Origin of the sequence: Paenibacillus sp. BK033, assembly GCF_004345425.1 — a bacterium.
Taxonomy (GTDB): Bacteria; Bacillota; Bacilli; order Paenibacillales; family Paenibacillaceae; genus Pristimantibacillus.
Window position 1 is genome coordinate 105,687 of the sequence record NZ_SLVP01000001.1, and the last position, 24,681, is coordinate 130,367.

General features: G+C 53.2%; 24 protein-coding genes. 20 read left to right on the plus strand and 4 right to left on the minus strand.

The window, feature by feature from the left end; translation table 11 throughout:
* Positions 1–240: 240 nt before the first annotated feature.
* The 10 genes from EV294_RS00480 to EV294_RS00525 are packed head-to-tail and all read left to right on the plus strand — an operon-like array spanning position 241 to position 10,421.
* Positions 241–1,353, plus strand: coding sequence for a P-loop NTPase family protein (locus EV294_RS00480; RefSeq protein WP_132303083.1), 1,113 nt, complete (start codon positions 241–243; stop codon positions 1,351–1,353).
* Positions 1,331–2,584 carry a TadA family conjugal transfer-associated ATPase gene (locus tag EV294_RS00485; RefSeq protein ID WP_132303084.1) on the plus strand — a complete coding sequence of 418 codons (1,254 nt, stop codon included), beginning with the start codon at positions 1,331–1,333 and terminating at the stop codon, positions 2,582–2,584. The genes EV294_RS00480 and EV294_RS00485 overlap by 23 nt, the downstream gene beginning before the upstream one ends.
* The gene (locus EV294_RS00490) at positions 2,575–3,438 is read left to right on the plus strand and encodes a type II secretion system F family protein (RefSeq protein ID WP_132303085.1); all 864 of its coding nucleotides are present in this window, start codon (positions 2,575–2,577) and stop codon (positions 3,436–3,438) included. The genes EV294_RS00485 and EV294_RS00490 overlap by 10 nt, the downstream gene beginning before the upstream one ends.
* Before the next feature lie 10 nt (positions 3,439–3,448).
* Entirely contained in the window at positions 3,449–4,297 is an 849-nt protein-coding gene (locus EV294_RS00495; RefSeq protein ID WP_132303086.1) for a type II secretion system F family protein, read from the plus strand.
* A gap of 34 nt (positions 4,298–4,331) precedes the next feature.
* On the plus strand, positions 4,332–4,523 hold the full coding sequence (locus EV294_RS00500; RefSeq protein ID WP_127490866.1) for a Flp1 family type IVb pilin: 192 nt from the start codon (positions 4,332–4,334) through the stop codon (positions 4,521–4,523).
* A complete protein-coding gene (locus EV294_RS00505; RefSeq protein WP_132303087.1) occupies positions 4,492–5,217 on the plus strand; it encodes a TadE/TadG family type IV pilus assembly protein in 726 nt (241 codons plus the stop codon). The genes EV294_RS00500 and EV294_RS00505 overlap by 32 nt, the downstream gene beginning before the upstream one ends.
* Positions 5,214–7,427 (plus strand): hypothetical protein, encoded by a 2,214-nt coding sequence (locus EV294_RS00510; protein ID WP_132303088.1) that lies wholly within the window; start codon positions 5,214–5,216, stop codon positions 7,425–7,427. Before EV294_RS00505 ends, EV294_RS00510 begins: the two co-directional genes overlap by 4 nt.
* Positions 7,393–8,364 carry a TadE/TadG family type IV pilus assembly protein gene (locus EV294_RS00515; protein ID WP_132303089.1) on the plus strand — a complete coding sequence of 324 codons (972 nt, stop codon included), beginning with the start codon at positions 7,393–7,395 and terminating at the stop codon, positions 8,362–8,364. Before EV294_RS00510 ends, EV294_RS00515 begins: the two co-directional genes overlap by 35 nt.
* The gene (locus EV294_RS00520) at positions 8,361–8,876 is read left to right on the plus strand and encodes an A24 family peptidase (protein ID WP_132303090.1); all 516 of its coding nucleotides are present in this window, start codon (positions 8,361–8,363) and stop codon (positions 8,874–8,876) included. Before EV294_RS00515 ends, EV294_RS00520 begins: the two co-directional genes overlap by 4 nt.
* An 18-nt stretch (positions 8,877–8,894) precedes the next feature.
* Positions 8,895–10,421 (plus strand): DUF6382 domain-containing protein, encoded by a 1,527-nt coding sequence (locus EV294_RS00525; protein ID WP_132303091.1) that lies wholly within the window; start codon positions 8,895–8,897, stop codon positions 10,419–10,421.
* A 29-nt stretch (positions 10,422–10,450) separates the two neighbouring features.
* Here EV294_RS00525 and EV294_RS00530 read toward each other — a convergent pair whose 3' ends face one another.
* The 3 genes from EV294_RS00530 to EV294_RS00540 form a co-directional block, all read right to left on the minus strand.
* Positions 10,451–11,353, minus strand: coding sequence for a TIGR01777 family oxidoreductase (locus EV294_RS00530; RefSeq protein ID WP_132303092.1), 903 nt, complete (start codon positions 11,351–11,353; stop codon positions 10,451–10,453).
* A gap of 17 nt (positions 11,354–11,370) precedes the next feature.
* Positions 11,371–11,877 carry a hypothetical protein gene (locus EV294_RS00535; protein WP_132303093.1) on the minus strand — a complete coding sequence of 169 codons (507 nt, stop codon included), beginning with the start codon at positions 11,875–11,877 and terminating at the stop codon, positions 11,371–11,373.
* Positions 11,878–12,049: 172 nt separating this feature from the next.
* Positions 12,050–12,487 (minus strand): DUF2621 domain-containing protein, encoded by a 438-nt coding sequence (locus tag EV294_RS00540; RefSeq protein WP_132303094.1) that lies wholly within the window; start codon positions 12,485–12,487, stop codon positions 12,050–12,052.
* A 100-nt stretch (positions 12,488–12,587) separates the two neighbouring features.
* On the opposite strand from EV294_RS00540, the gene EV294_RS00545 reads away from it, so the two are divergent.
* From EV294_RS00545 to ppnP, 4 genes are all read left to right on the plus strand, one after another.
* Entirely contained in the window at positions 12,588–13,718 is a 1,131-nt protein-coding gene (locus tag EV294_RS00545) for a deoxyribonuclease IV (RefSeq protein WP_132303095.1), read from the plus strand.
* A gap of 47 nt (positions 13,719–13,765) precedes the next feature.
* Positions 13,766–14,644 (plus strand): formyltetrahydrofolate deformylase, encoded by an 879-nt coding sequence (gene purU, locus EV294_RS00550; protein ID WP_132303096.1) that lies wholly within the window; start codon positions 13,766–13,768, stop codon positions 14,642–14,644.
* A 156-nt stretch (positions 14,645–14,800) separates the two neighbouring features.
* Positions 14,801–16,819: a transketolase gene (gene tkt / locus EV294_RS00555; protein WP_132303097.1), complete on the plus strand. Its 2,019-nt coding sequence runs from the start codon at positions 14,801–14,803 to the stop codon at positions 16,817–16,819.
* A 37-nt stretch (positions 16,820–16,856) separates the two neighbouring features.
* Positions 16,857–17,174 (plus strand): pyrimidine/purine nucleoside phosphorylase, encoded by a 318-nt coding sequence (gene ppnP, locus EV294_RS00560; RefSeq protein ID WP_015842878.1) that lies wholly within the window; start codon positions 16,857–16,859, stop codon positions 17,172–17,174.
* 279 nt (positions 17,175–17,453) lie between these two features.
* On the opposite strand, the gene EV294_RS00565 is transcribed toward ppnP, so the two are convergent.
* Positions 17,454–18,368 (minus strand): NAD(P)-dependent oxidoreductase, encoded by a 915-nt coding sequence (locus EV294_RS00565; protein WP_347813050.1) that lies wholly within the window; start codon positions 18,366–18,368, stop codon positions 17,454–17,456.
* Positions 18,369–18,638: 270 nt separating this feature from the next.
* Here EV294_RS00565 and EV294_RS00570 point away from each other — a divergent pair, with 270 nt between their 5' ends.
* The 6 genes from EV294_RS00570 (at position 18,639) to EV294_RS00595 (ending at position 24,646) form a co-directional block, all read left to right on the plus strand.
* Positions 18,639–19,988 (plus strand): glucose-6-phosphate isomerase, encoded by a 1,350-nt coding sequence (locus EV294_RS00570; RefSeq protein WP_132303099.1) that lies wholly within the window; start codon positions 18,639–18,641, stop codon positions 19,986–19,988.
* Positions 19,988–20,620: a YigZ family protein gene (locus EV294_RS00575; protein WP_132303100.1), complete on the plus strand. Its 633-nt coding sequence runs from the start codon at positions 19,988–19,990 to the stop codon at positions 20,618–20,620. The genes EV294_RS00570 and EV294_RS00575 overlap by 1 nt, the downstream gene beginning before the upstream one ends.
* A gap of 246 nt (positions 20,621–20,866) precedes the next feature.
* Entirely contained in the window at positions 20,867–21,682 is an 816-nt protein-coding gene (cysT, locus tag EV294_RS00580; protein WP_132303101.1) for a sulfate ABC transporter permease subunit CysT, read from the plus strand.
* A 2-nt stretch (positions 21,683–21,684) separates the two neighbouring features.
* Positions 21,685–22,482 (plus strand): sulfate ABC transporter permease subunit, encoded by a 798-nt coding sequence (locus EV294_RS00585; protein WP_132305182.1) that lies wholly within the window; start codon positions 21,685–21,687, stop codon positions 22,480–22,482.
* A 3-nt stretch (positions 22,483–22,485) separates the two neighbouring features.
* A complete protein-coding gene (locus EV294_RS00590) occupies positions 22,486–23,550 on the plus strand; it encodes a sulfate/molybdate ABC transporter ATP-binding protein (RefSeq protein ID WP_132303102.1) in 1,065 nt (354 codons plus the stop codon).
* Between the two features lie 34 nt (positions 23,551–23,584).
* Entirely contained in the window at positions 23,585–24,646 is a 1,062-nt protein-coding gene (locus EV294_RS00595; protein WP_132303103.1) for a sulfate ABC transporter substrate-binding protein, read from the plus strand.
* Positions 24,647–24,681: the final 35 nt, after the last annotated feature.

Genomic DNA, 24,681 nt, shown 5'->3' on the forward strand with positions numbered 1-24,681 from the left:
AGATACATTACGTTTCCGATTATAGCATAAATGATACGATTTGTATCTACATAGACGAAATTGTTTGTCTTCTTTTTTAAATAATTTTAGTTGACGGGCATTTGGGCGGGGTGGTAATATTTATGCAATAAATGGAATCGGTTCAAGTACGGAAGCACCGTAGAAGGACGCAGGTAAACTGCGCCTTTTACGGTGCTTTTTTGCGTTGGCCGGAAGAGAAGAGAGGCGGGTAGCAGGCAAGTGAGAAATCAATTCGTGATTGCAGTCAAGGAGCAGGATTATGTAAGAAGACTGGCCGATTACGTACGCGACAGTCCGTTTAGCGGGCTGTGGCAGCTGACCGCTTTCACTCATGAGGAGGCGTTTGTGCAGTTTTTGAAATCGGGCTATCCCGTTCATGGAATCGCCGCACAGCCTTGCATGCTGGAGGCTGCTGCCGGGATATTGCCCGAAGGAGTTCCGGTTGCCGCGCTGGTTGCGGCGCCGGGCCAGTTCCCGCATTACGACGAGCTGCTTCAATATCAGGCGCTGCCGGGTTTGCTGCAGAGGATGGCATCCTTAATGGCCCCAGCTTCCCAGGGAATTTCCGGAGAACAGGCCGTTCAAGTCATAGCGATATATTCGGCATCCGGCGGCGTGGGGAAAACAACGTTGGCGCGGCAGCTTGTTCATACGGCAGCCGGCAGCGGCCAGCGCGTATTTTATCTTAACCTGGAGCGCTGGAATGCGGTGGATACGTGGCTGGAGGCAGGCGCGGCTCAAGGAGACGAGGGGCTGTCCCAGCTGCTGTACATTCTCCAATCGCATCCGGGCAAGGCCGGAGAGTGGCTTGGGCGGCACAGCAAGCGACATGCGTTGTTACGGGCGGATTATATACTGCCGTGCTCGAATCAGGAAGACCGGATGACGCTTCAATCCTCGGATGCGGATGCCATTGTAAGGGCGATTGCGGCAACCGGTCAATATGATCTCCTTGTTATTGATCTGGACGAAGGACTGAATGAGCTGCATTTGGCCGTAATGGAGCTGAGTCGTCACGTTATTTGGCTGGTAACGGAGGATCAGGCTGTTCAGCGCAAGAGCCAGCTGGCATACCAGTACGGCATGCAGCGTTTCGGGGAGCGGTTCCGTTTGCTGGAGCCCCGGCTGCAGCTGGTCGTAAACCGCAGCGACGGCCGGCTTTATGCCAATCGGAGCATCTTCAAGCCGGCTGGCGCTTTCCTTCCGGATACGGCCGAAAAGGGCAAGGGAACATCCGCTGTTCTTGCATCGCCTTCGTATATGGCAGCCGTGGAGAGGCTGTATCGACAGCTGGTCAAGGAGGAAGGAGGTGCGCCAATTGCTGACGGATGAGGCGGTCCTAGAATTGAAAAACCGGATTAAGGACCGGCTTGATTATTCCGGTTCGGTGACGGACGAGCAGTTAACGGCGATTGTGGAGCAGACGGTATTTTCCTGGAGCAGCAGCCATCCTCTAACCGCTTCGGAGTTGGCGTTGCTTGTTCGGCGTCTGTTTCATTCGTTCCGGGGACTTGATATTTTGCAACCGCTAATGGATGACCCGACGGTGACGGAAGTCATGATAAACCACCATTCAGAGATCTTTATCGAACGAAGCGGAAGGCTTAGTCTGCTGCCCGTGGCATTCGAAAGCAAAGAGAGGCTTGAGGATCTGATTCAGTCCATTGTCGCAAGCGTGAACCGGGTTGTAAACGAATCTTCTCCAATCGTTGACGCCCGCCTCAAGGATGGCTCGCGCGTTCATATCGTACTGCCGCCCGTAGCGTTAAGGGGACCGGCGATGACGATCCGTAAATTTCCGGAAAAGCCGCTGACGATGGACGAGCTGGTGGCGAAGGGGGCGTTAACCGGGGAAGCGGCCGTTTTTTTACAGCTGCTGACAAAGGCGCAATACAACATCTTTATCAGCGGCGGAACCGGCACGGGGAAAACCACTTTTCTCAATGCCCTGTCCCAATACATTCCCAGGGATGAGCGTATTGTCACGATCGAAGATTCCGCCGAACTGCAAATCCGAGGCGTCCCCAACCTTGTTTCCCTTGAGACGCGGAATGCCAATACCGAGGGAAAAGGTGAAATTGCGATCCGGGATCTAATCCGGGCGTCGCTTCGGATGCGTCCGAACCGCATTATTGTTGGCGAGGTTCGCGGCGGAGAGGCTTTGGATATGCTGGCGGCTATGAACACGGGCCATGCGGGGAGCATGTCCACGGGGCATAGCAACGGTCCGAAGGACATGATGTCCCGGCTGGAAACGATGGTAATGAGCGCGGCCGAGATGCCGATTCAAGTCATTCGCAAGCAGATCGCTTCCGCATTGGACATTGTCATCCATCTTTCGCGTTTTAGGGATCGATCCCGCCGGGTCACGGAAATTTGCGAGGTTGTCGGGATGGAGAATGGGGAGATTGAGGTCCGGCCGCTTTACCAATTTGAAGAGGAAGGCGAGGAAGACGGGAAAGTGATCGGCACGCTTAAACGTACGGCTTATCGGCTCCGGCATCGCGAAAAGCTGAGGATGGCCGGGATTAAGCTTGGGGAGGAGGATGCGATATGCCCGTGATTCGAGCAGCACCTCTCGCAGCAAAAGCCCGGACGGTCCTTGAATGGTGCGGATGGGACTCTTCCTTTCGGGCGGGCACGCGGCGCAGCAAGCAAGTCACCGTCGTTAAGCCTCTTCAGGATTATGACCAGTACCAGCTGTCTTATAAGCAGTTTATGGGATCGGCGGTTGCCGGCTTCGTCATTCTATTTGCTGCCGTCTATCTCATCTACCATTCCGTTTTAGTGTCTATTTTGTTTGCCGTAGGGGGCCTTGCTGCGCCAAGACTGTACAGGTCGTCCTTGCTTTTCCGGCGGAAGGAAAGATTGCAGCTTCAGTTCAAAGAAGCCCTGTATTCCCTGGCATCCTCGCTGGCGGCAGGCCGGTCGGTGGAAAATGCTTTTCTGGCAACCATCGATGACCTCAAGCTGCTGTACCCGGATCCGAATACGGAGCTGCTGCTCGAATTCCAGATTATCAAGCATCGCCTGGATAATGCGGAACCGCTTGAGCAGGCGCTGCGCAGCTTGGCAAAGCGTGCCCATCTGGACGATATTACGCAGTTCGCAGATGTGTTTGCCGTATGCAAGCGCTCCGGCGGGGATCTGGTCGAAGTGATGAAAAGAACCTCGCAGACCATCGGAGAGAAGCTGGAGGTCAAACAGGAAATTTCCGTTCTGCTTGCGCAAAAGCGTTTCGAAGCCCGGATTATGATGGCAGTTCCGTTCGCCTTCCTCGGTTTTCTGAGCGCTTTTGCTCCCGATTACATGAAGCCCTTGTACGGGGGAGGCGGATATGTCCTGCTGACCGTCGGTCTTGCCGTATTGTCCTTTTGTTTCTGGCTGATTCACCGAATTATGCAAATACGCGTGTAGGAGGCGTGCGATGGTTTTTCTTGTCCTGCTCCTGGTCCTGTTCTGGTCATTGCTTATCGGAAGGGACGGACTGGCTCAGCTTCTGAAGAAGGGACAACCGGATTGGAAGGGATTATTGCTTATCAGGCCCTTTGATCGGCTGCTGGAACGCGGCAGGGTTTACGAGCATCTGCAGCTTCCGCTCAGCAGCTACCATTCGAAGCAGATTATCCTGAAGGGCACGGACTGGCAGCTGAATCAGACGAAGAGGCATGTGGCGGAAACGACGGGTTTCGGCTATGCCGTATTGTCAGGCTGTGCCCTACTGGCTGTGCTGGCGAAGGAGCCGATGCTTATCGGAATGGGCGTGCTGCTAGGGTTGCTGCTTCCGGTCAGGCCTTTTATGGAAGCGGGCCGGCTGGTTGAACGGAGAAAACAGTCCATTGTGTCCGAGCTTCCGGAAGCGCTTAGCAAGCTGATGCTGCTCGTTGGCGCGGGGGAACCGGTGCTGCAGGCGTTCTCCCGCTGCCTGGAGGGAAAAGACCCGGCGGTGCAGCCTTTATATAAGGAGTGGGAAAGAGTGGTTATCGCCTTGAGGAACGGCGAGTCCTTCAGTACCGCGCTTGAGCGCTTTAACCGGAGCTGCGCGGTGCAGGAGGTATCCGTTTTTACGACGGTAATGCTGCTTAATTACCGCAGGGGCGGCGACCAATTCGTCCTTGCTTTACGGGAAATATCTTATTCCTTATGGGAAAAACGCAAGGCGGTTGCCCGTTCCCGCGGGGAAGAGGCCTCCTCCAAGCTTGTTTTTCCGCTCGTTGGAATATTGCTTGTGTTAATGGTTTTCGTTGCGGCACCTGCGATGCTGCTCATGTCTTGATTTTGCCAATCCATGATTAGAGGGGATGTTTACTATGTTAAAAAAGTTGGGTAAAGCCGTTCGTTCATTCTGGCGGTCGGAAAGCGGTCTAGGCACGCTGGAAGTGATTCTGATTATCGCGGTCGTTATTATAATTGCTCTATTATTTAAAGATTGGATTATCCAGTTGATCGAGAAACTGATGGGTAAAGCCGATGATGAAGCGGACAAAATTTTCTCGAACTGACCGTAAACGATGGCTGCCCCAATGGCTTCGCCAGGCGGAAGGGAGCTTTACGCTGGAATCCTCGCTGGTGTTCCCGGTCATCTTTCTGCTTATCCTAATGTTTCTATTATTCAGCATGTATATCTATCAGAAAGCAGTGCTCTATTATTCCGCCTCCGAGACGGCGGAACGGGCTTCGTTCAGCTGGGACAACAGTCACCGTAACGCCCGCAACGGGATGCTGACAACCGGTCAATATGACGGCTTGTACTGGCGGGTCAGCGGAGATTACACGCTGGGCTCTTTATTTGGAATAACCGCTGACCAGACGGATGTGGCTTTGGAACTCCCGGGGTCGGGAAACACGGACAAGCTGGAGCTTGCAGGCACGAAGCTGCATCAAGCATCGGCTTGGCTGACAGGCGATGCCGGGCTGCCGTTTCAGGGAAACATCGCTTACGCGAACAGCCTGCTAAAGCGGGAGGTAGCGGTAAAGCTGATGCAGCCGGTGTCGATTGCCCCGCTTGAGCTTACGCTGGGGCTGTCCGAGCCCAAAACGGTTGCGGCCGCAACTATCGTCGATCCGGTTCAGTTTATCCGGGATGTCGATATGGTCCGGTACTATACCGCCAAATTTAGCAACGGAACGTCGAAGCAGCAGGCCGGAAAAGCGCTGACGGCATACAGCTCCGGCGGGAAAGCAGGCAAGCCGTGAAGAAGCCAGCAGCGTCTTACGGCTCGATTACGATATTTTCGGCGGTTGTATTGTCGGGGCTGCTCTTGTTCTCCGCCGTGCTGATCGATTACGCAAGAATGGCGGTATTGCACAAGGTCACCGAGGATGCAGCAAGATCCGGCGTCCGTTCCGCTCTCTCCGCTTACGATAACCGGCTGTACGAACGGTATGGGCTGTTTGGACGGGGAGGGACGGACGGCAATGACATTTTTGAACAGACCGTACAGGCGAATCTGGGACAATCCGCAAGGCAGAAGGGGACCTTCAAGCTAGTTCAAGCGGAGCTCCAATCGGCGCATGTCGATAACGCGGAAGTTCTGGGAAAGCACGAAGTGTTTGCCCGGCAGGTACTGGAAGAAATGAAGTATAAAGCTCCGGTGGATTTCACCCTTGAGCTCGCTTCCAAGTTTGCCCCGCTTTCCGGAGCGATGAAGGAAGCGACTGTCACGGTAAATATGCTGGAGGAGCTGCGGAAGCTGTATGACAAGCGGGAGGCAAAGCTCGCTGCAGCCCTGCAGCTGCAGCGTCAGGCCTCGGAAACCGTTGGCGGCATTGCGGGTCTTATACCGACCAAAGCGCTGGAGCTTGCAACGGGCGCCGTGAATGCCGCAAGGCTTGCCGGTGATTACGCCCAGTACGCGAATTGGGTCATGACCGACCAGCAGCTGGCTCAGCAAGGCAAAAAAACGAACTATTCGGAGCAAATCAAGGATTACGAGGAAAAAGCAAGAGGCTGGACTGACGAGATGTCCCGGGAGCTTGCTGTGGCCAAAAAGCAGCATGACAAGCTTCAGCAGGAAGCGGTCAAAGCAATCAATGAGGCTAAGCAGGTTAACGCGGACATGCAGCGTATCAAACAGGAGGCGGCAAACGCACCTTCCAACAGCGGTTACGACCGCGTAACGGGAAACCAAGCGGCAGGTGTCGGCGCCGACGGTCCGGTTATGGACACAGCGCCGGAAAACGATATGCAGGAGATCCGGAAGATGGCGGATGAGCTTATTTTGCCGGACGGCTGGTTTACCGAATATAGCGGGGAAATTGCGAATCAGGCTTCCGTATTTGCTTCGCTGCAAATGGAAGCGGGAGGCTTTATGAACAATTTGACAGCCGGCCTTGCCTCTCCCAATCTTTCCAACGAGCAGATCAAGGAGGGGGCCGTGAATCTCCGGATTGCATACGAGCAGTATGAAGCTGCCTACGTTCGCAAAGGCTCAAGCCTCGACGTGCGCGAGGAGAAGCTGACCGATAAAGAACTGAAAAAACAACGCCGGGCGCAGGAGGCAAAGGCAGGGGAGCTATGGTCCGAGGCCCGCCGCCTGCTGCACGGGATGACGTCGGTTCCTCAAAGCGAGGAGCATCTTCAGGTCATTCAGGATATCGAGAAACGGTATAAAGACAATCTTCTGTTCAACCAGGAGGCTGCCGGGGCGGAAGCGGAAGGTCTTGCCTTCGCGGAAGATGCCCATGAGGAAGCGGAAGCTGCGACTTCCGTCATGAGCGGGGTGTTTGGCGGCATTGCCGATATGCTGGAGCAAGCCAGGGACTCCGTTTATTTATCGGAGTATACGGTGTCCCATTATGCTTCCTTTGCGCCGCAAAATCTTCGGGCATTGCTTGCGAGCGGGGACGCTAACGAGCTTGCCCATGCCGTCGCCTTCAGCAATCAGGAAGCCGAGTATGTCATTTACGGGTTTCATAGTCCAACGGCGAATTTGGCCGCTGCTTACGGCGAATTGATAGGCGTAAGGATGGCGGTCCGGACGATGGAAGGCTTGTCGGCCTGCAGGGCTGCTGCCCATCCCCTTCTTGTCTTGTCATGCTCCGTTGTGTACGGGCTGGAAAAAACAATGGAGGATTTGGCAGCCTTTACCGAACGCGGATCGGCTCCGTTATCCAAATATATAAACGTCGAGGTTGCCTATACGGATTACCTGCGGTTATTCATGCTGGTCCACGGAGGTGCCAACCGCCCTGCCGCGTTAGCCCGGATGATTGCCGTTATCGAGCATAATGGCGGTGTTGCCTTATCCAAGATTCCAACCGCTCTGACGGGAAAAGTAAAGGCCTCTGCCAAGCTGTGGTTTTTACCGGGTGTGATGGATATCGTCCAGCATTTTGGATCCTTGCAAGGAAAGGTTGTTGGCGGCAAGTATGAAACCGTTCAAACGATTGGCTGGTCTTATTAGGCGGCGGGAAAAAGCCCGGCGCGGCGAAGACGGCAGCATGGTGCTTGAGGCTGCGCTTGTCATGCCCTTGTTTCTGATGATCCTGCTGCTGTTCATTGTGATGATCCGCTTATGCGCCGTGCAAATGGCCCTTCAATCGGCGGCATCCCAGACGGTCAGGCAGATGGCGACGCATATTCGTCCAGCCGATCTTACCTTTCAAAAAGCTTCCTCTTCGATTCCCGATTTGGGCTCGATCGGCCTGCCGCTGCCGGATTGGGGAGGAGCTATAGCAAAGGAGGCCGCCGGTTGGCTGCCTGCACCGGCAGATGCGCTTGCTTCGGCAGTCCTTGAAGGAAACTGGCAGCCGGCAGCGGATGCGGCGGCGACCGAGCTGGGGAGGAGCGCTGTTGAGCCGCTGCTCCGGCAATTTGCGGATGAAGCGGTGCTGGAAAAGGAGCGTTTGAGACTATCGCGCTTGTCCCTGCCGGATCTGAAGGAAAAGCAGCAGCCTTATTTGACGATTGAAGCGCAGTACGAGTTTCCCTTATCCTTGCCGTTCTTGGATAGAAAAATCGTTTTGCGCGAGCAGGCATCCGAACGGGTATGGGTCAGCGATGCGGCGCCTGCGAAGGAAGATGCCCCCTCGGCCGACATAACGCCTATTCAGATCGTCTCCATTCAACCGGTTCCGCTGCGGCCCGGAAATAAAGCAACCGTTATAGCTCTCACCTCGCCGGGTGCGTCAGCCTCGCTTACGGTTAACTATAAAAGCGGAACAAGCACGGCAAAGCATCTTGGCAGCGCAACCGCGGATGCAAACGGTTATGTGCAGTGGACATGGCTGGTATCCGGCAATACGACCCCGGGAACCTGGGAGCTAACCGCGACTTCGGCGTCAGGCGAAACGGTGTCCATGCACTTTAATGTCACGAAGAAGGAGGACTTGCCATCATGACGGTACAGCTCTCGGCTGCAGCCCTGCTGCTGCTTGCCGCTTTATATACCGATTTGAAATCAATGACGATTCCTAATCGGCTTACGGTTCCTTTTCTGGCGGGAGGATGTTTATACGCCTTAGTCGACGGAGGAGGGAGCGGGCTATTGCTCGCCATCTACGGTGCGGCGGCAGGCTTCACTCCGCTGCTGATTCTTCATCTGGCCAAAGGAATTGGCGCGGGGGATGTGAAGCTGTTTGCCGCGCTGGGAGCTTGGCTTGGCACATTGGCCGTTCTCCAGCTTATGATGTACGCCATCTTGTATGCAGGATTGGTAGGGCTTGTCCTTCTGGTTTTTCATAGACCCTTTGCCAGAAGAATGACAGAAGGGATGTTTGCGTTCGCCTCCCTTCATTTCGGTGGACGTGGGGGTGCTTCGTCGTGGCTGGCCTGGGCGAAAAACGGACGGACCTTTCCGTTTATGCTGGCGGTGGCGCCCGGAGCTCTGACTTTATGGATGATATCGGGTTAATCGAAAGGGTGAATTTATATGAAGCAGCCGTTCAGAATAGATTTTTCCATGAACCGCGGACATGAGATGATTATTGACCGGAAGGATGGCATTCTGCGGGAGGAATTGGATGAGCTTGAGCTGCAGATGCTGCAGTCGGGCAAAATTCCGCGCCTCTTGCCGGTAGAATGGATGGAAATCGACGGGAGCGTCACCTTCCGCTATGCCTTGGCGGGGAGGAAAATGCTGCTGCACCGCCTGCAGGTCCAGCCGCTCTCGATGGAGCAATTTTATACGTTGCTGCTTGGCATTGTTGAAGCATTCGAAGAATGCAAGCATTATATGCTTCGTCCCGAAGGCTGTCTGCTGGATGATCAATATTTGTTTGTGGGCGAGCAATTGAATGAGGTTGCCGTTGCTTATTTGCCTATAAAAGAAGGATTGCGCGACAACGCGTCAGGCGCAGGAGACCTGCTCTCGCTTGTAGTCCGATGGACCGCGTACATACAGGACATTGACGGAGCGGGTCTCCAGCGAATCTTGCAGACGCTAAACGGAAGCAAATGGCCGTTATCCGAGCTAAGATCCGTTCTTCTTGGATTAATCGGAGAAGCATTTATTCAAGCCGGTCCAAAGCAGGCTCCGCAGCGTATCCCCATCCCTTTTCCGGCTGCTGCGTTGGCAAGGGAAGCGGATATTGCCCAGCCAAGGGCAAGCTACGAAGCTAAGCCGCAATCGGCTGGTTTAAAGTCTGCACCGACACCTCAAGATATTCCGCTTGTAGAGCTGGAGGAGCAGGATTCCGCTGCGGAGGGGAGCAAGAAATTATGGGTAACGGCAGCCATTGTGGCCCTAGCCGTTGCTTGCGTATGGAAATATATCTACTTATCCTCGCATTCCCGAAGCAGCTTGTATATCTGCCTGGGCCTGACCTTGATGGGCACAGCGGCTCTTTATATGGTTTGGTCCCGCAGGCTTCCTGCCGGACTGCTTGCCAAGGAAGCGGACGGGGAGGGGGAAGAGGAATTTATACCGGAATCCCAGCCGCTTGGCATGTGGCCGCGATACGAGGATATAGAGCATAGGGAGCTGATTGAGCCTGCTTCCGCCTATGCCCTTGCCGTAAAACCGGCAATGGGGCTGGAAACGGAGCCCAATCCTCATGGAGGGAATACCGCTGATCTCCGGAGTCAATCGCTCCCGGGAGAAGCAACGGTATTGCTTGCGGATAGGGGCATGGAACCGGGAGGCGCGAAGGCGCCGGCTTTATACCGGGAATGGGCTGGCGGAGGCTCGTGGATCGAGTGGCGGGATCAGAAATTTACGATAGGCCGATTAGGCGAGCAGGTCAGCTACGAGGAAGAAGCGCATGGCATTTCCAGGCTCCATCTGGAGCTGGAGCGGGATGGCGGTGCTTGCAATGCGAAGGATTTGGGTTCCAGGAACGGGAGTACACTGAACGGAGAGACGATGATACCGTATAAGTCTTACCCGTTTAGCGCAGGGGATGTCATTCAGTTGGCCGGCAGCAACGGCCCCAAATACGAACTAAAGACGAGAGGCTGACCTCTCGTCTTTAGTTATTCTGCGGTTATTTACGCTTCGCTTAATTGCTTCATTGCGCTATCGATGGTCGGGTAGTTGAATGCAAAGCCGTTTTCCAAGGCTTTGCGGGGCAAGGCGCGCTGTCCCTCGAGAAGCAGCGAGGACATTTCTCCGAGCACGGCTTTGAGCAGAAATGCGGGGGTCGGCAGCCAGTGCGGCCTTCCGAACGCTGTCCCTAGCGCGCGGCCGAATTGGTCATTGGTAACCGGCTCCGGAGCCGACGCGTTTACCGGTCCCTGAATTTCGCGGTGATCCATGCAGAACAAGATCAGCCGGACCAAATCCTCCAGATGAATCCACGACAGCCATTGCGAGCCGCTTCCCAGCCGGCCTCCTGCAAATAAACGGTGAGGCAGACTCATCAGCGGGAATGCGCCGCCTGTCCGGTTAAGCACGACGCCTACCCGCAGCTTAACCAGCCTTTTTACGGGAATGGAATCGGCAGCTTTCTCCCAATGCTCCACAACACCGGATAAAAAGTCGGTTGCTTTTAGCGGGCTGTCCTCCGCAAACGTAGCCGTTAATGAGTTGCCATACGCAGAAATGCCGGAGGCGTTAATAACGGCCTCCGGCTTTATGTTCAGTTCGGTCACAAGCTTGGCAATACGCGCTGCGGCATCGATGCGGGAATGAAGAACACGCTGCTTGGAGGCTTCGTTCCAACGCTGGTTAATGCTTTCGCCGGCCAGATTCACGATAATGTCCGTGCCCTCCAGCAGAGGAGGCGATGCGGCAAGCTCATCCCATGTCATATGATGGAGCTTCGCATGCTGAGGTGAAGCAGAAGGCTTTCCTTTCCTGGAAACGACCGTAACCTCATCGCCCCGCTCAAGCAGTGCCTTCACCAGCGCCCGGCCAACAAAACCGGTTCCTCCCGTTACCGCAACGCGCATTGTTCATCCGTCCTTCATTAGGATTTGACTTCAAGCTTTTTCAATAAATATTGGGTGACATCTCCGCTGACCTTTTCGGTATATTCGAATTGTACCTTTGTGTCCGGCGGAATGCTGTTGATCTTGTCCGTTAATTCGTCGGTAAATTGCAGCACCATCGGTCCATCGGGCAAATCGATTTCAACCGAGGTAGTATCGGCTTGTCCGACAAAGGTGCCTTCGTTTGTCTTAACGGCGCTGTCATCAGGCACTGTGCTTGCATCCGTATCCGGCGACGCGGTTCCCGGATCCATCACTCCGTTGTTTTGTCCTTCGGACTGGCTATTTCCCGTATTATCGTCAGTTGTATTATTGCTTGTGTTCTCCGGCGAGGCGTTGGCCGGTTGTTCAACCGACGAGCCTTGTTCATTGCCGTTCGAATTGGCTTTGTCCGAGCCGCAGGCCGTTGCGGTCATCATTACCGCGAGCAATACGGCGCTTGCCGCGATTAAGCTGCTTTTCTTTTTCGTTTTCATAGTTGTCATAGAAGCACCTCCTGAAAGCATTGGCTGAATCAACATACAAACAGCCGTGAACGAGCTGTTTATATGTTTTATAACGAAATAATCCGTTTAAGGTTCCAATAGATTTGTAAACACTATTCATAAGGATTAAACAATAGGCTGCCCCTAGTCGAAGCAGCCCGTCGCTCTTTGTTTATTTATTGAGCAAATGCCGGTAGGGATCGTAGTCGATTCCCTTGCGTTCCAGGAAAGAAACAAGGCTTCGATAGTCACGCTTAGGCGTTGCGCGTATGTATCCTTCGATGCAGTGGTCCCGCGTTACTTCCGAAGCTCCGTTATCAATGGCGACCTGACCGATTTTAGCGGCAATCGAGTGCTTGGCGATGTCCCGGAACGCGGACGGAACGGGAGACACCAGCTCGTCCAGAAAACTTTTCGATTCGTCGGTCCACATGCTGCGGCTTCGTTCGACCCAGTAGTTTTGCCAGTCCAGCTTAGACTTGCCGTCGCGCTGAGGCAGCACCTTCAAAAACTTGCGGAACATGAAGAAACCGCCGATGGCCATAGCGCCGACCATTACGACCGCCCAGAAGATAATGAAAAACATAAACCAATCGGGAGCTGATTTCATACTGTACCTTCACCTCAGGAAGAATTATACCGTATTCCTAGATTTATTTCGACATTCCTTGTAAAATAAGGGTTGATCAACCGAAAGGGGCGTTTTAAAGATGTTGAAAATCGGTTCCCATGTATCATTTTCGGACAAGGGGCTGCTTACCGCGGCCAAAGAAGCCGTATCCTACGGTTCCAGCTCGTTTATGATTTATACCGGCGCACCGCAGAATACACGGAGAAAGCCAATCGAAACTTTATATATTGAAGAAGGCAAACAAATGATGGAGCAGGCCGGCATCAACGAGATTGTCGTGCACGCGCCCTACATCATTAACCTGGGTTCCTACAAGGACGACACCTTTGAGCTTGCCGTCCGCTTCCTTCAGGAGGAAATCCGCCGCACCGATTATATCGGAGTGCGCAATATCGTTCTGCATCCCGGCGCCTATACGGACAAGGATGCCGAGTTCGGCATCGCGCGTATTGCGGAAGGCCTGAACGAAGTGCTCGAAGGCACGAAGGAAACAAACGTTAACATTGCCCTCGAGACGATGGCCGGCAAAGGAACGGAGATCGGCCGAAGCTTCGAGGAGCTTGCGCAAATAATCGATAAGGTACAGCATAACGACCGTTTGACGGTATGCATGGATACCTGCCACATGCACGATGCGGGCTACGATCTTATCAACGATCTGGACGGCGTGCTGCAGAAGTTCGATCAGACCGTCGGTCTTGACCGCGTTGCGGTCGTCCATGTCAACGACAGTAAAAACCCGGTAGGCGCGGGCAAAGACCGCCATGCTCCCGTTGGTGCAGGCTGGCTTGGACATGAGGCCATTCATCGAATCGTTCATCATGAAGCGCTGGCTGGCCGTCCGTTTATTTTGGAAACGCCATGGATCGGGAAGGATGACAAGAAGCAGTTCCCGATGTACGAAGCGGAAATCGCGCTGCTCCGCGGCGATGCGATGGATCGCTTTGGCGAGTCGTTCTTCGACCATGTCGAACGTCTGCATCACTTCTACGGCAAGCAGGAAATCGACCCTCGCCAGTTCGTATTATCCACCTGGGACGTTCTGAAGAACGATGCCAAGGCGAAAAAAGCGGATCCTCGCGAGCCAATGGAGCGCCTGTTCGATCTCCTGGCCGAAAGCGACGCGCTTCCGGGCGATCTAACCGAAGAGCAAATCAACCAGCGGATTACGGCATGGTTTGCCGGCAAGCAACTGCTTAAAACGGTATAATCATGCTTTAAGATAACCATTGTAAAAGGAAGGAAGTTTTAACGTTTATGTCTTCATCTACTACTGAGTCGCGCAGCGGACGCGCGCGCATGCTGATCTCGTGCCCGGACAGACCGGGGATCGTGGCGGCGGTATCGCATTTCTTGTACGAGCATGGTGCGAACATCGTACAATCGGACCAATACACGATGGATCCGGAAGGCGGCATGTTTTTTATCCGCTTTGAATTTGATTTGAACGATATGGACAAGGAGCTTCCGGTTCTCGTTGAAGATTTCGCCCGCGTGGCGGACCGCTTCGATATGAAATGGCATACGTTCCGCGCGAGCCGCAAGAAGCGTCTTGCGATCTTTGTCTCCAAGGAAGACCATTGCCTGATGGAGCTTCTGTGGCAGTGGAAAGCAGGCGACCTTGACGCGGATATTGCGATGGTCGTGAGCAACCACCCGGACATGAAGGATATGGTCGAATCGTTCGGCATTCCGTACCACCATATTCCGGTAACGGCGGAAACCAAAGCCGAAGCGGAGCGCAAACAGATGGAGATCGTTGCGGACAAGGCCGATCTCATCGTTCTTGCCCGTTACATGCAGATCATCTCGCCGAAATTCATCGAGCAGTTCCCGAACCGCATTATCAATATCCACCATTCCTTCCTTCCTGCGTTCGTTGGCGGCAAGCCTTATGCGCAAGCTTATAATCGCGGTGTTAAAATCATCGGCGCAACGGCACATTATGTAACGGAGGAACTCGACGGCGGTCCGATTATCGAACAAGACGTTCAGCGCGTCAGCCATCGCGACAATGTAGAGGAATTGAAACGAATCGGCCGTACAATCGAGCGCGTCGTTCTCGCGCGTGCCGTGAAATGGCATACCGAAGACCGCATTATTGTACATCAGAACAAAACGGTCGTTTTCAATTAATCCAATAAATGCTCTAGTCTTTCTCCATTTTAAGGATGGCAAACGGGTTTTCGGAATGGTACAATATTCAAAGCCTTTGCGCTACAACTCGCGCTATATCCAGAAATATAGAGAGAGACAGAGCAATTTCAAACAGGAATTAGGAGGAAGTAAGAAATGACAGTTACACAAAAATCGATTGAACAGCTGTCGATCGACACCATCCGTACGCTGGCAATCGACTCCATCGAGAAAGCAAAATCCGGACATCCAGGCATGCCTATGGGCGCAGCTCCAATGGGCTACCAGCTGTTCGCGAAAAACATGACGCATAATCCGTCGAACCCGACTTGGATTAACCGCGACCGTTTCGTTCTGTCCGCAGGACACGGTTCGATGTTGCTCTATAGCCTGCTTCACCTGAGCGGTTACGATCTTCCTCTCGAAGAGCTTCAAAACTTCCGTCAATGGGGCTCCCTTACTCCGGGTCACCCTGAATTCGGCCATACGGCCGGCGTTGACGCAACAACCGGTCCGCTTGGACAAGGCGTTGCGATGGCTGTAGGCATGGCCATGGCAGAAGCTCATCTGGCGGCTACTTACAACAAAGAAGGCTTTGATGTTGTTAACCACTTCACATACTCCATTTGCGGCGACGGCGACCTGATGGAAGGCATCTCCCATGAAGCGGCTTCCTTCGCAGGCCACCTGAAGCTTGGCAAATTGGTTGTTCTGTATGATTCGAACGATATCTCCCTTGACGGCGCACTTGACCTGTCGTATTCCGAAAGCGTTCAAAAACGTTTCGAAGGCTACGGCTGGCAAGTTCTTCGCGTGGAGGACGGCAACGACCTGAACGCATTGTCCAAGGCAATCGCCGAAGCGCAAGCGGAAACTGGCAAACCGACCTTGATCGAAGTTAAAACCGTTATCGGCTACGGCAGCCCGAACAAAGGCGGCAAAGGCGGACACGCAGGTCCTCACGGTTCCCCGCTGGGCGCTGACGAGACTAAACTGACGAAGCAATTCTACGGCTGGAACGAAGACGATCAGTTCCATGTACCTGACGAAGTTCGCGCTCACTTTGCTGAAGTGAAGCAGAACGGCGAGAAAGCAAACGCTGCTTGGAACGAGCAGTTCGAAGCTTACAAAAAAGCATATCCAGAGCTAGCGGCTCAATTCGAGCTGGCTACTTCCGGTCAATTGCCTGAAGGCTGGGATAAAGACCTGCCTAAATACACAACGGAAGACAAGCCGCTGTCGACTCGCGTAGCATCGGGTAACGCTCTGAACGGTCTCGTTCACAACGTACCTGCTCTGGCTGGCGGTTCCGCTGACCTTGAGAGCTCGACAATGACTCACCTGAAAGGTTTGGCACAATTCAAACCAGGCAGCTACGACGGCCGCAACATCTATTACGGCGTTCGCGAGTTCGGCATGGCTGCAGCAATGAACGGCATGAGCCTTCATGGCGGCATGAAAGTATTCGGCGGTACGTTCTTCGTATTTACCGACTACCTGCGTCCGGCTATCCGTCTGGCTGCCCTGATGAAACAACCTGTAACTTACGTTCTGACGCATGACTCGATCGCCGTTGGCGAAGACGGTCCTACGCATGAACCGATCGAGCAGCTGGCTTCGATCCGCATCATTCCTGACCTGACGGTTATCCGTCCTGCTGACGCGAACGAAACTTCCGCGGCTTGGGCTTATGCGGTTGAGAACCAAAGCGGCCCGGTAGCGCTTGTTCTGACTCGCCAAAACCTGCCTGTACTGGAAGGTACGGTTGAAGGCGTTCGCGAGAACCTGAAGCGTGGCGCGTATGTGGTATCCGATGCGGCAAACGGTGCTCCGCAAGCTCAAATTATCGCTACAGGCTCCGAGGTTCAACTGGCGGTTGCGGCTCAAAAAGCGCTTGCTGAAGAGGGCATCCAAGTCCGCGTAATCAGCATGCCAAGCTGGGATCTGTTCGACAAGCAAGATCAAGCATACAAAGATTCCGTTATCCTGCCTGAAGTCAAAGCTCGCGTAGCCGTCGAAATGGCTCATCCGTTCGGCTGGGATCGTTTCGTTGGCGACAAAGGCGTGGTTATCGGCATCGACCGCTTTGGCGCATCCGCACCTGGCGACCGCGTGATCAAAGAATACGGCTTCACGGTTGAGAACGTAGTAAGCAAAGTGAAATCGGTTCTGTAATTTAATAAGCTATTGGCGTAGAGGAGCTAACCATACCATGTCGCAATTTGAAAACGTAACGGTTGTCAAAGAAGCAAATGTTTACTTTGACGGTAAAGTAACCAGCCGCGCTGTCCTGTTCGCGGACGGCACGAAAAAAACGCTTGGCATTATGCTTCCTGGCGACTACGAGTTCGGCACGGACTGCATTGAGATTATGGAAATTCTGGCTGGAGACCTGAAAGTGCTGCTCCCTGGCGAAACAGAGTGGGTACACATCCAAGGCAAAGGTGAATTCACCGTTCCGGCCAACACGAAGTTCAAGCTTCAAGTAGCGGCTGTATCCGATTACTGCTGCTCTTACATCTACGAATAGCATCAAATGAAAAAGGGCCGTCCCATCGTCTTGACGATGGGACGGCCCCTTTTATTCGGTTAAACAGCAAAGTACGCATTCGAATGTTCTTCCGATCGCCATTGCTCGGGGATTCCATGAATGAATATAGAGTGGCTGGAATCCCCGAGCAAAAGCGAACACTAACGTTTCTCCAGAATCATTCGAATTGCTACCTTTGCAATTAACCTATTCATTTCAAAGGCAAGAAGAGATTAAAAAAGTGGCCATGCAAGGAACTGCATGGCCGCAACTATTTTGTTATTTTTTATCGCCGATCTTACGGCCGATCCACTGCTCATAGGCTTGCGTTACGCTGCTCATGTCGAAATCGCCGAGACCCATGGAGTCGCCGATCTGGAACAGGCTTTTTGCGGCCTCCAGCATCGGCGTAGGCACCTTCAGTCCATCCGAAAGCACGGAGGAGAGGCGGAGATCCTTCAGCATCAGCGCGAGGGAGAACTGGACGTCGTAATCGCTGGCAAGCACCTTCTCGCCCTTCAGCTCGGCCGTACGGCTTGCTGCGCCGCCGGATTGGACAAGCTCGAGGAATGCGCTGCCGTTGATGCCGCCGCTAGCCGCAATCGCCATGCCTTCGGCCAGGGCCGCCATATTGATGCCCACGATGGTATTATGCGCAAGCTTTGCCGTTGCGCCGCTGCCGTTAGCGCCCATATAGATGATCTTACGGCCCATAGCGGTCAGAACCGTTTCGACCTCTTTCAGCTTCTTCTCGGGACCGCCCACCATAAACGTCAACGTGCCGCCTTCCGCCGCCGGCTTGCTTCCTGTAACCGGAGCATCAAGGAAAGATGCGCCCTTCGACTCTGCCGTTTCCGTAAGCTCTAGAGCGAGAGAAGGAGAAATGGTGCTGCTGTCGATCAGAACGGTACCCGGACGGACTGCGCCAAAAATCCCGTTTTCTCCATAATAAACTTCGCGGATTGCCGCATCGTTGCTGATCATCGTAATGACGATTTCGGCCTCGCGGACCGCGTCGGCCGGAGTTGCCGCTTCGCTTGCCCCGCAAGCGATCAGCTCCCCGGCTTTGCCGGCAGTCCGGTTGTAGACCGTAACCTCGAAACCGCTGCGAAGCAGGTTCGCAGCCATCCCGTATCCCATAACGCCAAGGCCGATAAATCCGATTTTTTTCATGTACAGTTCCCTCCAGTGTATCTTTAGGTTCTAAGTAATAATCACTTTTATCTCCTATCATAGCTTAGATTCGGGCGGAATGAAACTTGCCCGGCCGTCAAGGGACGGTGAAGCCGTTTCACCTTATTAAGTTAAATATTACCTCAAGCCATAAAAGCTTTTACTAATCATTATAGATAATCTGCATACCTTTTTCATGGTTTGTTGCTTGTTTTTAAAATCTAAATCCGATATTCTAAAGGCTAAGTAAGACAGGTAATTGAAAAATAGTATCAGGGAGGCTTTTCTTTCATGAGTAAAACGGTAAAATTCGATTACACTAAAGCGCTTGGCTTTATTGGACAACATGAAATTGACAATTTGTCGGAACAAGTTCGTATCGCCCACGAACAATTACATAATGGTACTGGCGCAGGCTCCGACTACCTCGGTTGGATCGACCTTCCTAACAATTATGATAAAGAAGAATTCGCCCGCATCAAGCAATCCGCGGAAAAAATCAATTCCGATTCCGAAGTGCTCGTGGTTATCGGTATCGGCGGTTCTTACCTCGGCGCGCGAGCGGCGATCGAGATGCTCTCGAATTCCTTCTACAACCTGCAAACCAAAGAACAGCGCAAAACTCCGCAAGTTCTGTTCGCGGGCAATAACATCAGCTCGACTTACGTGACGCATCTGCTTCAATTGCTGGATGGCCGCGATTGGTCGATCAACGTCATTTCCAAATCCGGCACAACAACGGAGCCGGCTATCGCGTTCCGTATTTTCCGCGAAGCTCTCGAGAGCAAATACGGCAAAGAGGAAGCTCGCAAACGGATCTATGCTACCACTGACCAAGCTAAAGGCGCCCTGAAAAAGCTGGCGACCGAAGAAGGCTACGAGTCGTTTGTTATCCCTGACGACGTAGGCGGACGTTACTCCGTGCTTACAGCGGTAGGGCTTCTGCCAATCGCCGTTGCGGGCATCGACATCGACGCGATGATGCAAGGCGCGGCGGACGCATCGAAAGAATACAGCAACCCGAACCTCGCCGAGAACGAGGCCTATCAATACGCTGCGGCGCGCAACGCGTTGTACCGCAAAGGCAAAGTAACGGAAATCCTCGTGAACTACGAGCCTAACCTGCACTTTGTATCCGAGTGGTGGAAGCAGCTCTTCGGCGAAAGCGAGGGCAAAGACTACAAAGGGATCTATCCGGCATCCGTTGACTTCTCGACAGACCTGCACTCGATGGGTCAGTTTATCCAAGAGGGCAACCGGAATATCTTCGAAACGGTTATCCAAGTGAATGAAGTTTCCGAGCACATCACAATCGGCAACGATCCTGCGGACCTCGACGGACTAAACTTCCTGACAGGCAAAACGATGGACTTCGTTAACAAGAAAGCATTCCAAGGCACGCTTCTGGCTCATACGGACGGACAAGTACCTAACTTTATCGTCAACATCGCCGACATGACGCCTTATACGTTTGGTTACATGGTGTACTTCTTCGAGAAAGCCTGCGGCATCAGCGGTTACCTGTCGGGCGTGAATCCGTTTGACCAACCGGGCGTAGAGGCATACAAACGCAATATGTTCGCGCTGCTTGGCAAACCAGGCTACGAGAAGGAAAAGGCTGAGCTCGAAGCTCGTCTGTAATGCTGGAGCGTTATTCTACGGTTCGAGGTCCGGGCAGCGAAGAGGTCGTTATCAAGAAATCCCGTTTCATCGGCTACGCAAAGCCGGTGGAGACGGAGGAGGAAGCCGTTTCGTTCATCGACGAGATCAAAAGGCTTCACCGGGCTGCCACCCATAACTGCTCGGCTTATGTGGTCGGAGAACGCGATCAGCATCAGAAAGCCTCCGATGACGGGGAGCCTAGCGGGACGGCCGGCAAGCCAATCCTTGAGGTCATCAAGCATAAAGGCTTAAAAAACGTGGCGGTTGTGGTTACCCGTTATTTCGGCGGGATCATGCTTGGTGCCGGCGGTCTGGTCCGCGCTTATACGGACGGCGCGGTAGCGGGAATCGAAGCAGCCGGCGAAATCGTGAGGGTGCTGCACCGGGAGGTTTTTGTCGACGTGGACTATACCTGGTACGGCAAAGTGGAGAACGAGCTCCACGGCCGGGGTACGCGTCTTGGCGGCACCGAATTTACGGACCGCGTTACGGTGAAATGCCTGCCCGTTGTATCGGAGGCCGACGCTTTCGTGGCGTGGATGACCGATTTGACGCAAGGACAAGCGGTCATTACGGAAGGCGAAGAGCTTTATTATATCGAAGGCGAATAAGAAAAGCCGCCCGTTGTCTTGGGTACAAGACAGCGGGCGGCTTTTTTCTATTTTCTAAGTAATATTGCTACAGTAAAATTGGACGGCCTGATTACGCATAAAATGTAAATATGGGATTGACTAGACCAGTTGTTCTCTGCTAAATTTAGAATACCAAGTGATCTAATAGGAATTCTGTATTTACTATTGATTAAGTATTAGCAAACACCTACGGTTCGAACCGGTGGTTTGGAGGTCATAAGCAGCATGAATGTCATGTTTCGCAGCAAATGGTGGAGCTTCGGATTCCGGAGCGCGATTATGCTCTATTTTATTGTATTAATTGTACTTCCCATTATCGGAATTTATACGCAGTCGCTATCCGGAGGGTTTGTTCCTTTCTGGGAGAGTATATCGGATCCCCTGGCTTGGAAGGCTGTACTGCTGACCATTAAGCTGGCGCTTATCGCAACTGTCATTAACGTGCTGCTGGGTTCTATGATCGGATGGGTGCTTATCCGGTATCGGTTTCCGGGAAGACGGATTTTGAACAGCTTGGTTGACCTGCCGTTCGCTCTACCGACAGCCGTAACCGGGCTAATGATTCTGCTTTTGCTTGGCCCGGGCAGCTTTGTCGGCGAACTGGCTTCGAAGATGGGCTTTACGATTGTTTTCCATCAGCCGGCGATTGTGATCGCAATGGTCTTTGTTACGTTTCCGTTTGTGATCCGGGCGGTTCAGCCGCTGCTTGAGGAGATCGACAAATCGGAAGAAGAAGCGGCCTACACGATGGGCGCAAGCAAATTCCGAACCTTTTTTAGCGTTATCTATCCTTCCATGCTGCCGGGAGTAATCAGCGGTGCGATGCTGGCCTTCTCAAGAGCGCTGGCGGAATTCGGGGCTGTTGTATTGGTAGCGGGCAATATCCCGGGCAAGACGCTGATTGCCGCCGTTTATATTTTTGGAGAAATTGAAAGTGACAATCCGCAAGGGGCCGCGGCGGTTTCGGTATTGCTGCTGACGCTTTCGTTTATCATTTTATGGACGGTCAACCTGATTCAATCGAGGAGGCCGGGAAAATGACAATTAGACGGACGTGGATTGGACTTTCTTATATCGTGTTTACCTTATTGCTGATTATTCCGCTTATCGAGATCTTTACGGGCTCATGGGCGGACGGCTGGAGCGGCTTTGTTGAAGGGTTAACCCGCAAGCAATCGCTTCATGCTCTGCAGATGACGGCCATTATCGTTGTTGTGGTAACGGCTATTAACACCGTATTTGGCGTTATGCTGGCGCTTTATCTGGTTCGCGCCCATTGGATCGGACCACGCATGAAGCGGCTGCTTAACAGCATCGTGGATCTGCCGTTTGCCGTGTCGCCGGTTATCGGCGGTTTGATGATTGTTCTGTTGTTAGGTCCTAATACCGTAATTGGTTCTTTTTTCGAGGATGCGGGATTTAAAGTCGTTTACGCCCTGCCGGGGATGATTCTTGCCTCCCTGTTCGTGACCTTCCCGCTGATGGTACGCGAGGTGCTGCCGGTTCTACAGGAGATTGGCGCCCAGCAGGAGGAAGCGGCCTCTACTCTAGGCGCATATTCGTGGTATACGTTCTGGAAGGTGACTTGGCCGTCTATCCGCTGGGGCGTGATCTACGGCGTTGTACTGACGGTAGCAAGAACGCTAGGCGAGTTTGGCGCGGTGCTTGTCGTATCGGGCAATATTATGAACAAGACGCAAACGGCTACTACGCTCGTGTATCAGGATGTCGAGAATTTTAATGTTGTAGAAGCAAACGGCGTAGCCCTAGTGCTTGCCGTATTCTCCGTAGGCCTTCTCCTGTTAATGGAATGGGCGAAAAAACGAAAGGAAGTGCATTAAGCCATGCATATTGAAGTTCGTAACTTGAGCAAAAGCTTTGGCGATTTCCACGCCGTGCAGGACGTCAGCTTCGAGATTGAAAAAGGTCATCTAATCGGGCTTCTTGGTCCAAGCGGCGGCGGCAAAACATCGATTCTTCGTATGCTGGCCGGCCTTGAGACGCCAACTTCCGGGGATATCCTGTTCCATGGGAAGCGCGTTAACGATCTGCCTCCGCAGGAGCGCGGGATCGGCTTCGTATTCCAGAACTATGCTTTGTTCAAGCATATGACCGTATATGACAATATCGCTTTTGGGCTGAAGGTGAAAAAGCAGTCCAAAGAACAAATCCGCGAGCGCGTATCGACGCTGGTTGAGCTGACGGGTCTAAAAGGCTTCGAGCACCGTTACGTGCACCAGCTGTCCGGCGGCCAGCGCCAGCGTGTGGCTTTCGCCCGCGCGCTTGCCCCGGAGCCGCAGCTGCTGCTGCTTGACGAGCCGTTTGCGGCGATTGACGCCAAGATCCGTACCGAGCTGCGGACCTGGCTGAAAGAAATGATCGAGCGCGTAGGCATCACTTCCATCTTCGTTACCCATGACCAGGACGAAGCGATTGAAGTAGCGGATGAGATTATGATCATCGGCAAAGGCAAGCTGGAGCAGAAAGGCACGCCGTGGGAAATTTACAAAAATCCGGAAACGCCGTTTGTCGCAAGCTTTATAGGCGAATCGACGATCGTGGAGGACGTTAAAGTATTAAAAGGCTTTGATGCCGCATTGTCCTATCCGGGAACAAAAGCTCTTATCCGTCCTGAATATATCGAGATTGGCAAGCCGGGCGAGATTCGCCTGCAGTCCGCGACCGTAAACGCAACGGTAAAGGCCTTGCATTTCCGCGGCAGCGAGTGGATGGTCGAACTGCTTGTAGACAACGTAAAGCTTATTACGTACCGTTCGCTGGAGAAGGAAGTGCTGCAGCCCGGCGAGCAGGTTAGCGTGCTTGTCCACCGCGCGTACCTCTTTAACGATAACGACAGCTGGATTATGGAAAACAGTCTGAAGGTTGACCCAATGCCGATTCATATCTAAGTACTCATCTTAGTGGAAAGAGTTGTATACGAACATGAATATAAATCGAAGAGCAAGCCGGCGGATTGCCGTACTGCTCCTGGCCGTACTGCTGATTATGACAGCAGGCTGCGGCAAGGAGGAGACGAGGCAGCCCGCCGAGTCTACCGCACAAGACGGTGATGTAACGCTTGTCATCGGTGCCTACTCCGTAGTGAAGGATGCGTTCAGCGAGATTCTGCCGAAGTTCCAGGCTTATTGGAAAGAGCAGACAGGTCAGAAGGTTGTATTCCAGGAATCGTACGAAGCTTCGGGGACGCAGGCACGCGCCATAGCCGGAGGCTTCGAGGCGGATGTCGCGATTCTTGCGATGGAAGGCGATCTGGATAAAATCTCGGATGCAGGCTTCATTACGCATGATTGGAAGTCGCAGCCGAATAATGGCTTGATTACGAAATCGATCGTTGTCCTCGGGACCAGAGAAGGCAACCCCAAAGGGATTAAGGACTGGGATGACCTCACCCGCAAAGGCGTAAAGGTGCTCTATCCGAATCCCAAAACGTCCGGCGGCGCGCAATGGGATATCAACGCCATTTATGGGGCAGGGCTTAAGAAATCGGAGGAAGCGACGGGGACAAAAGATCCGGCCTTTGCCAAGAAATATTTGGAGTCGATTCATAAGAACGTGGAGTCTCTCGATAAGAGCGGGCGCGCTTCCATGGCGGCGTTCGAATACGGAGTTGGCGATGTTATCGTCACTTACGAGAACGAGCTGCTTGGCCGCATTATGAATGGCGTCAAGTATGACGTTGTTGTTCCGAAGAACACGATCCTGATCGAGAACCCGGCTGCCGTCGTGGATAAAAACGTCGATAAACACGGTTCGCGCAAAGTGGCCGAAGCGTTTATCTCGTATCTGCAAAGCGAAGAGGCGCAGCGTACGTTCGTCAAATACGGCTTCCGTTCGGTAGACGATAAAGTAGCCGAAGAGTCTAAGGACAAGTATGTCGTGCCGGAAGGTTTGTTCGATATCTCTTATCTGGGCGGCTGGAAGGAAGTCCGTCAGAATCTGTACTCGAAGAAGGGCATCTGGTATCAGGTGCTTGCGGGAATCTAGAACGGATAAGATAAAAAAACTCCATGGTGGAAGCG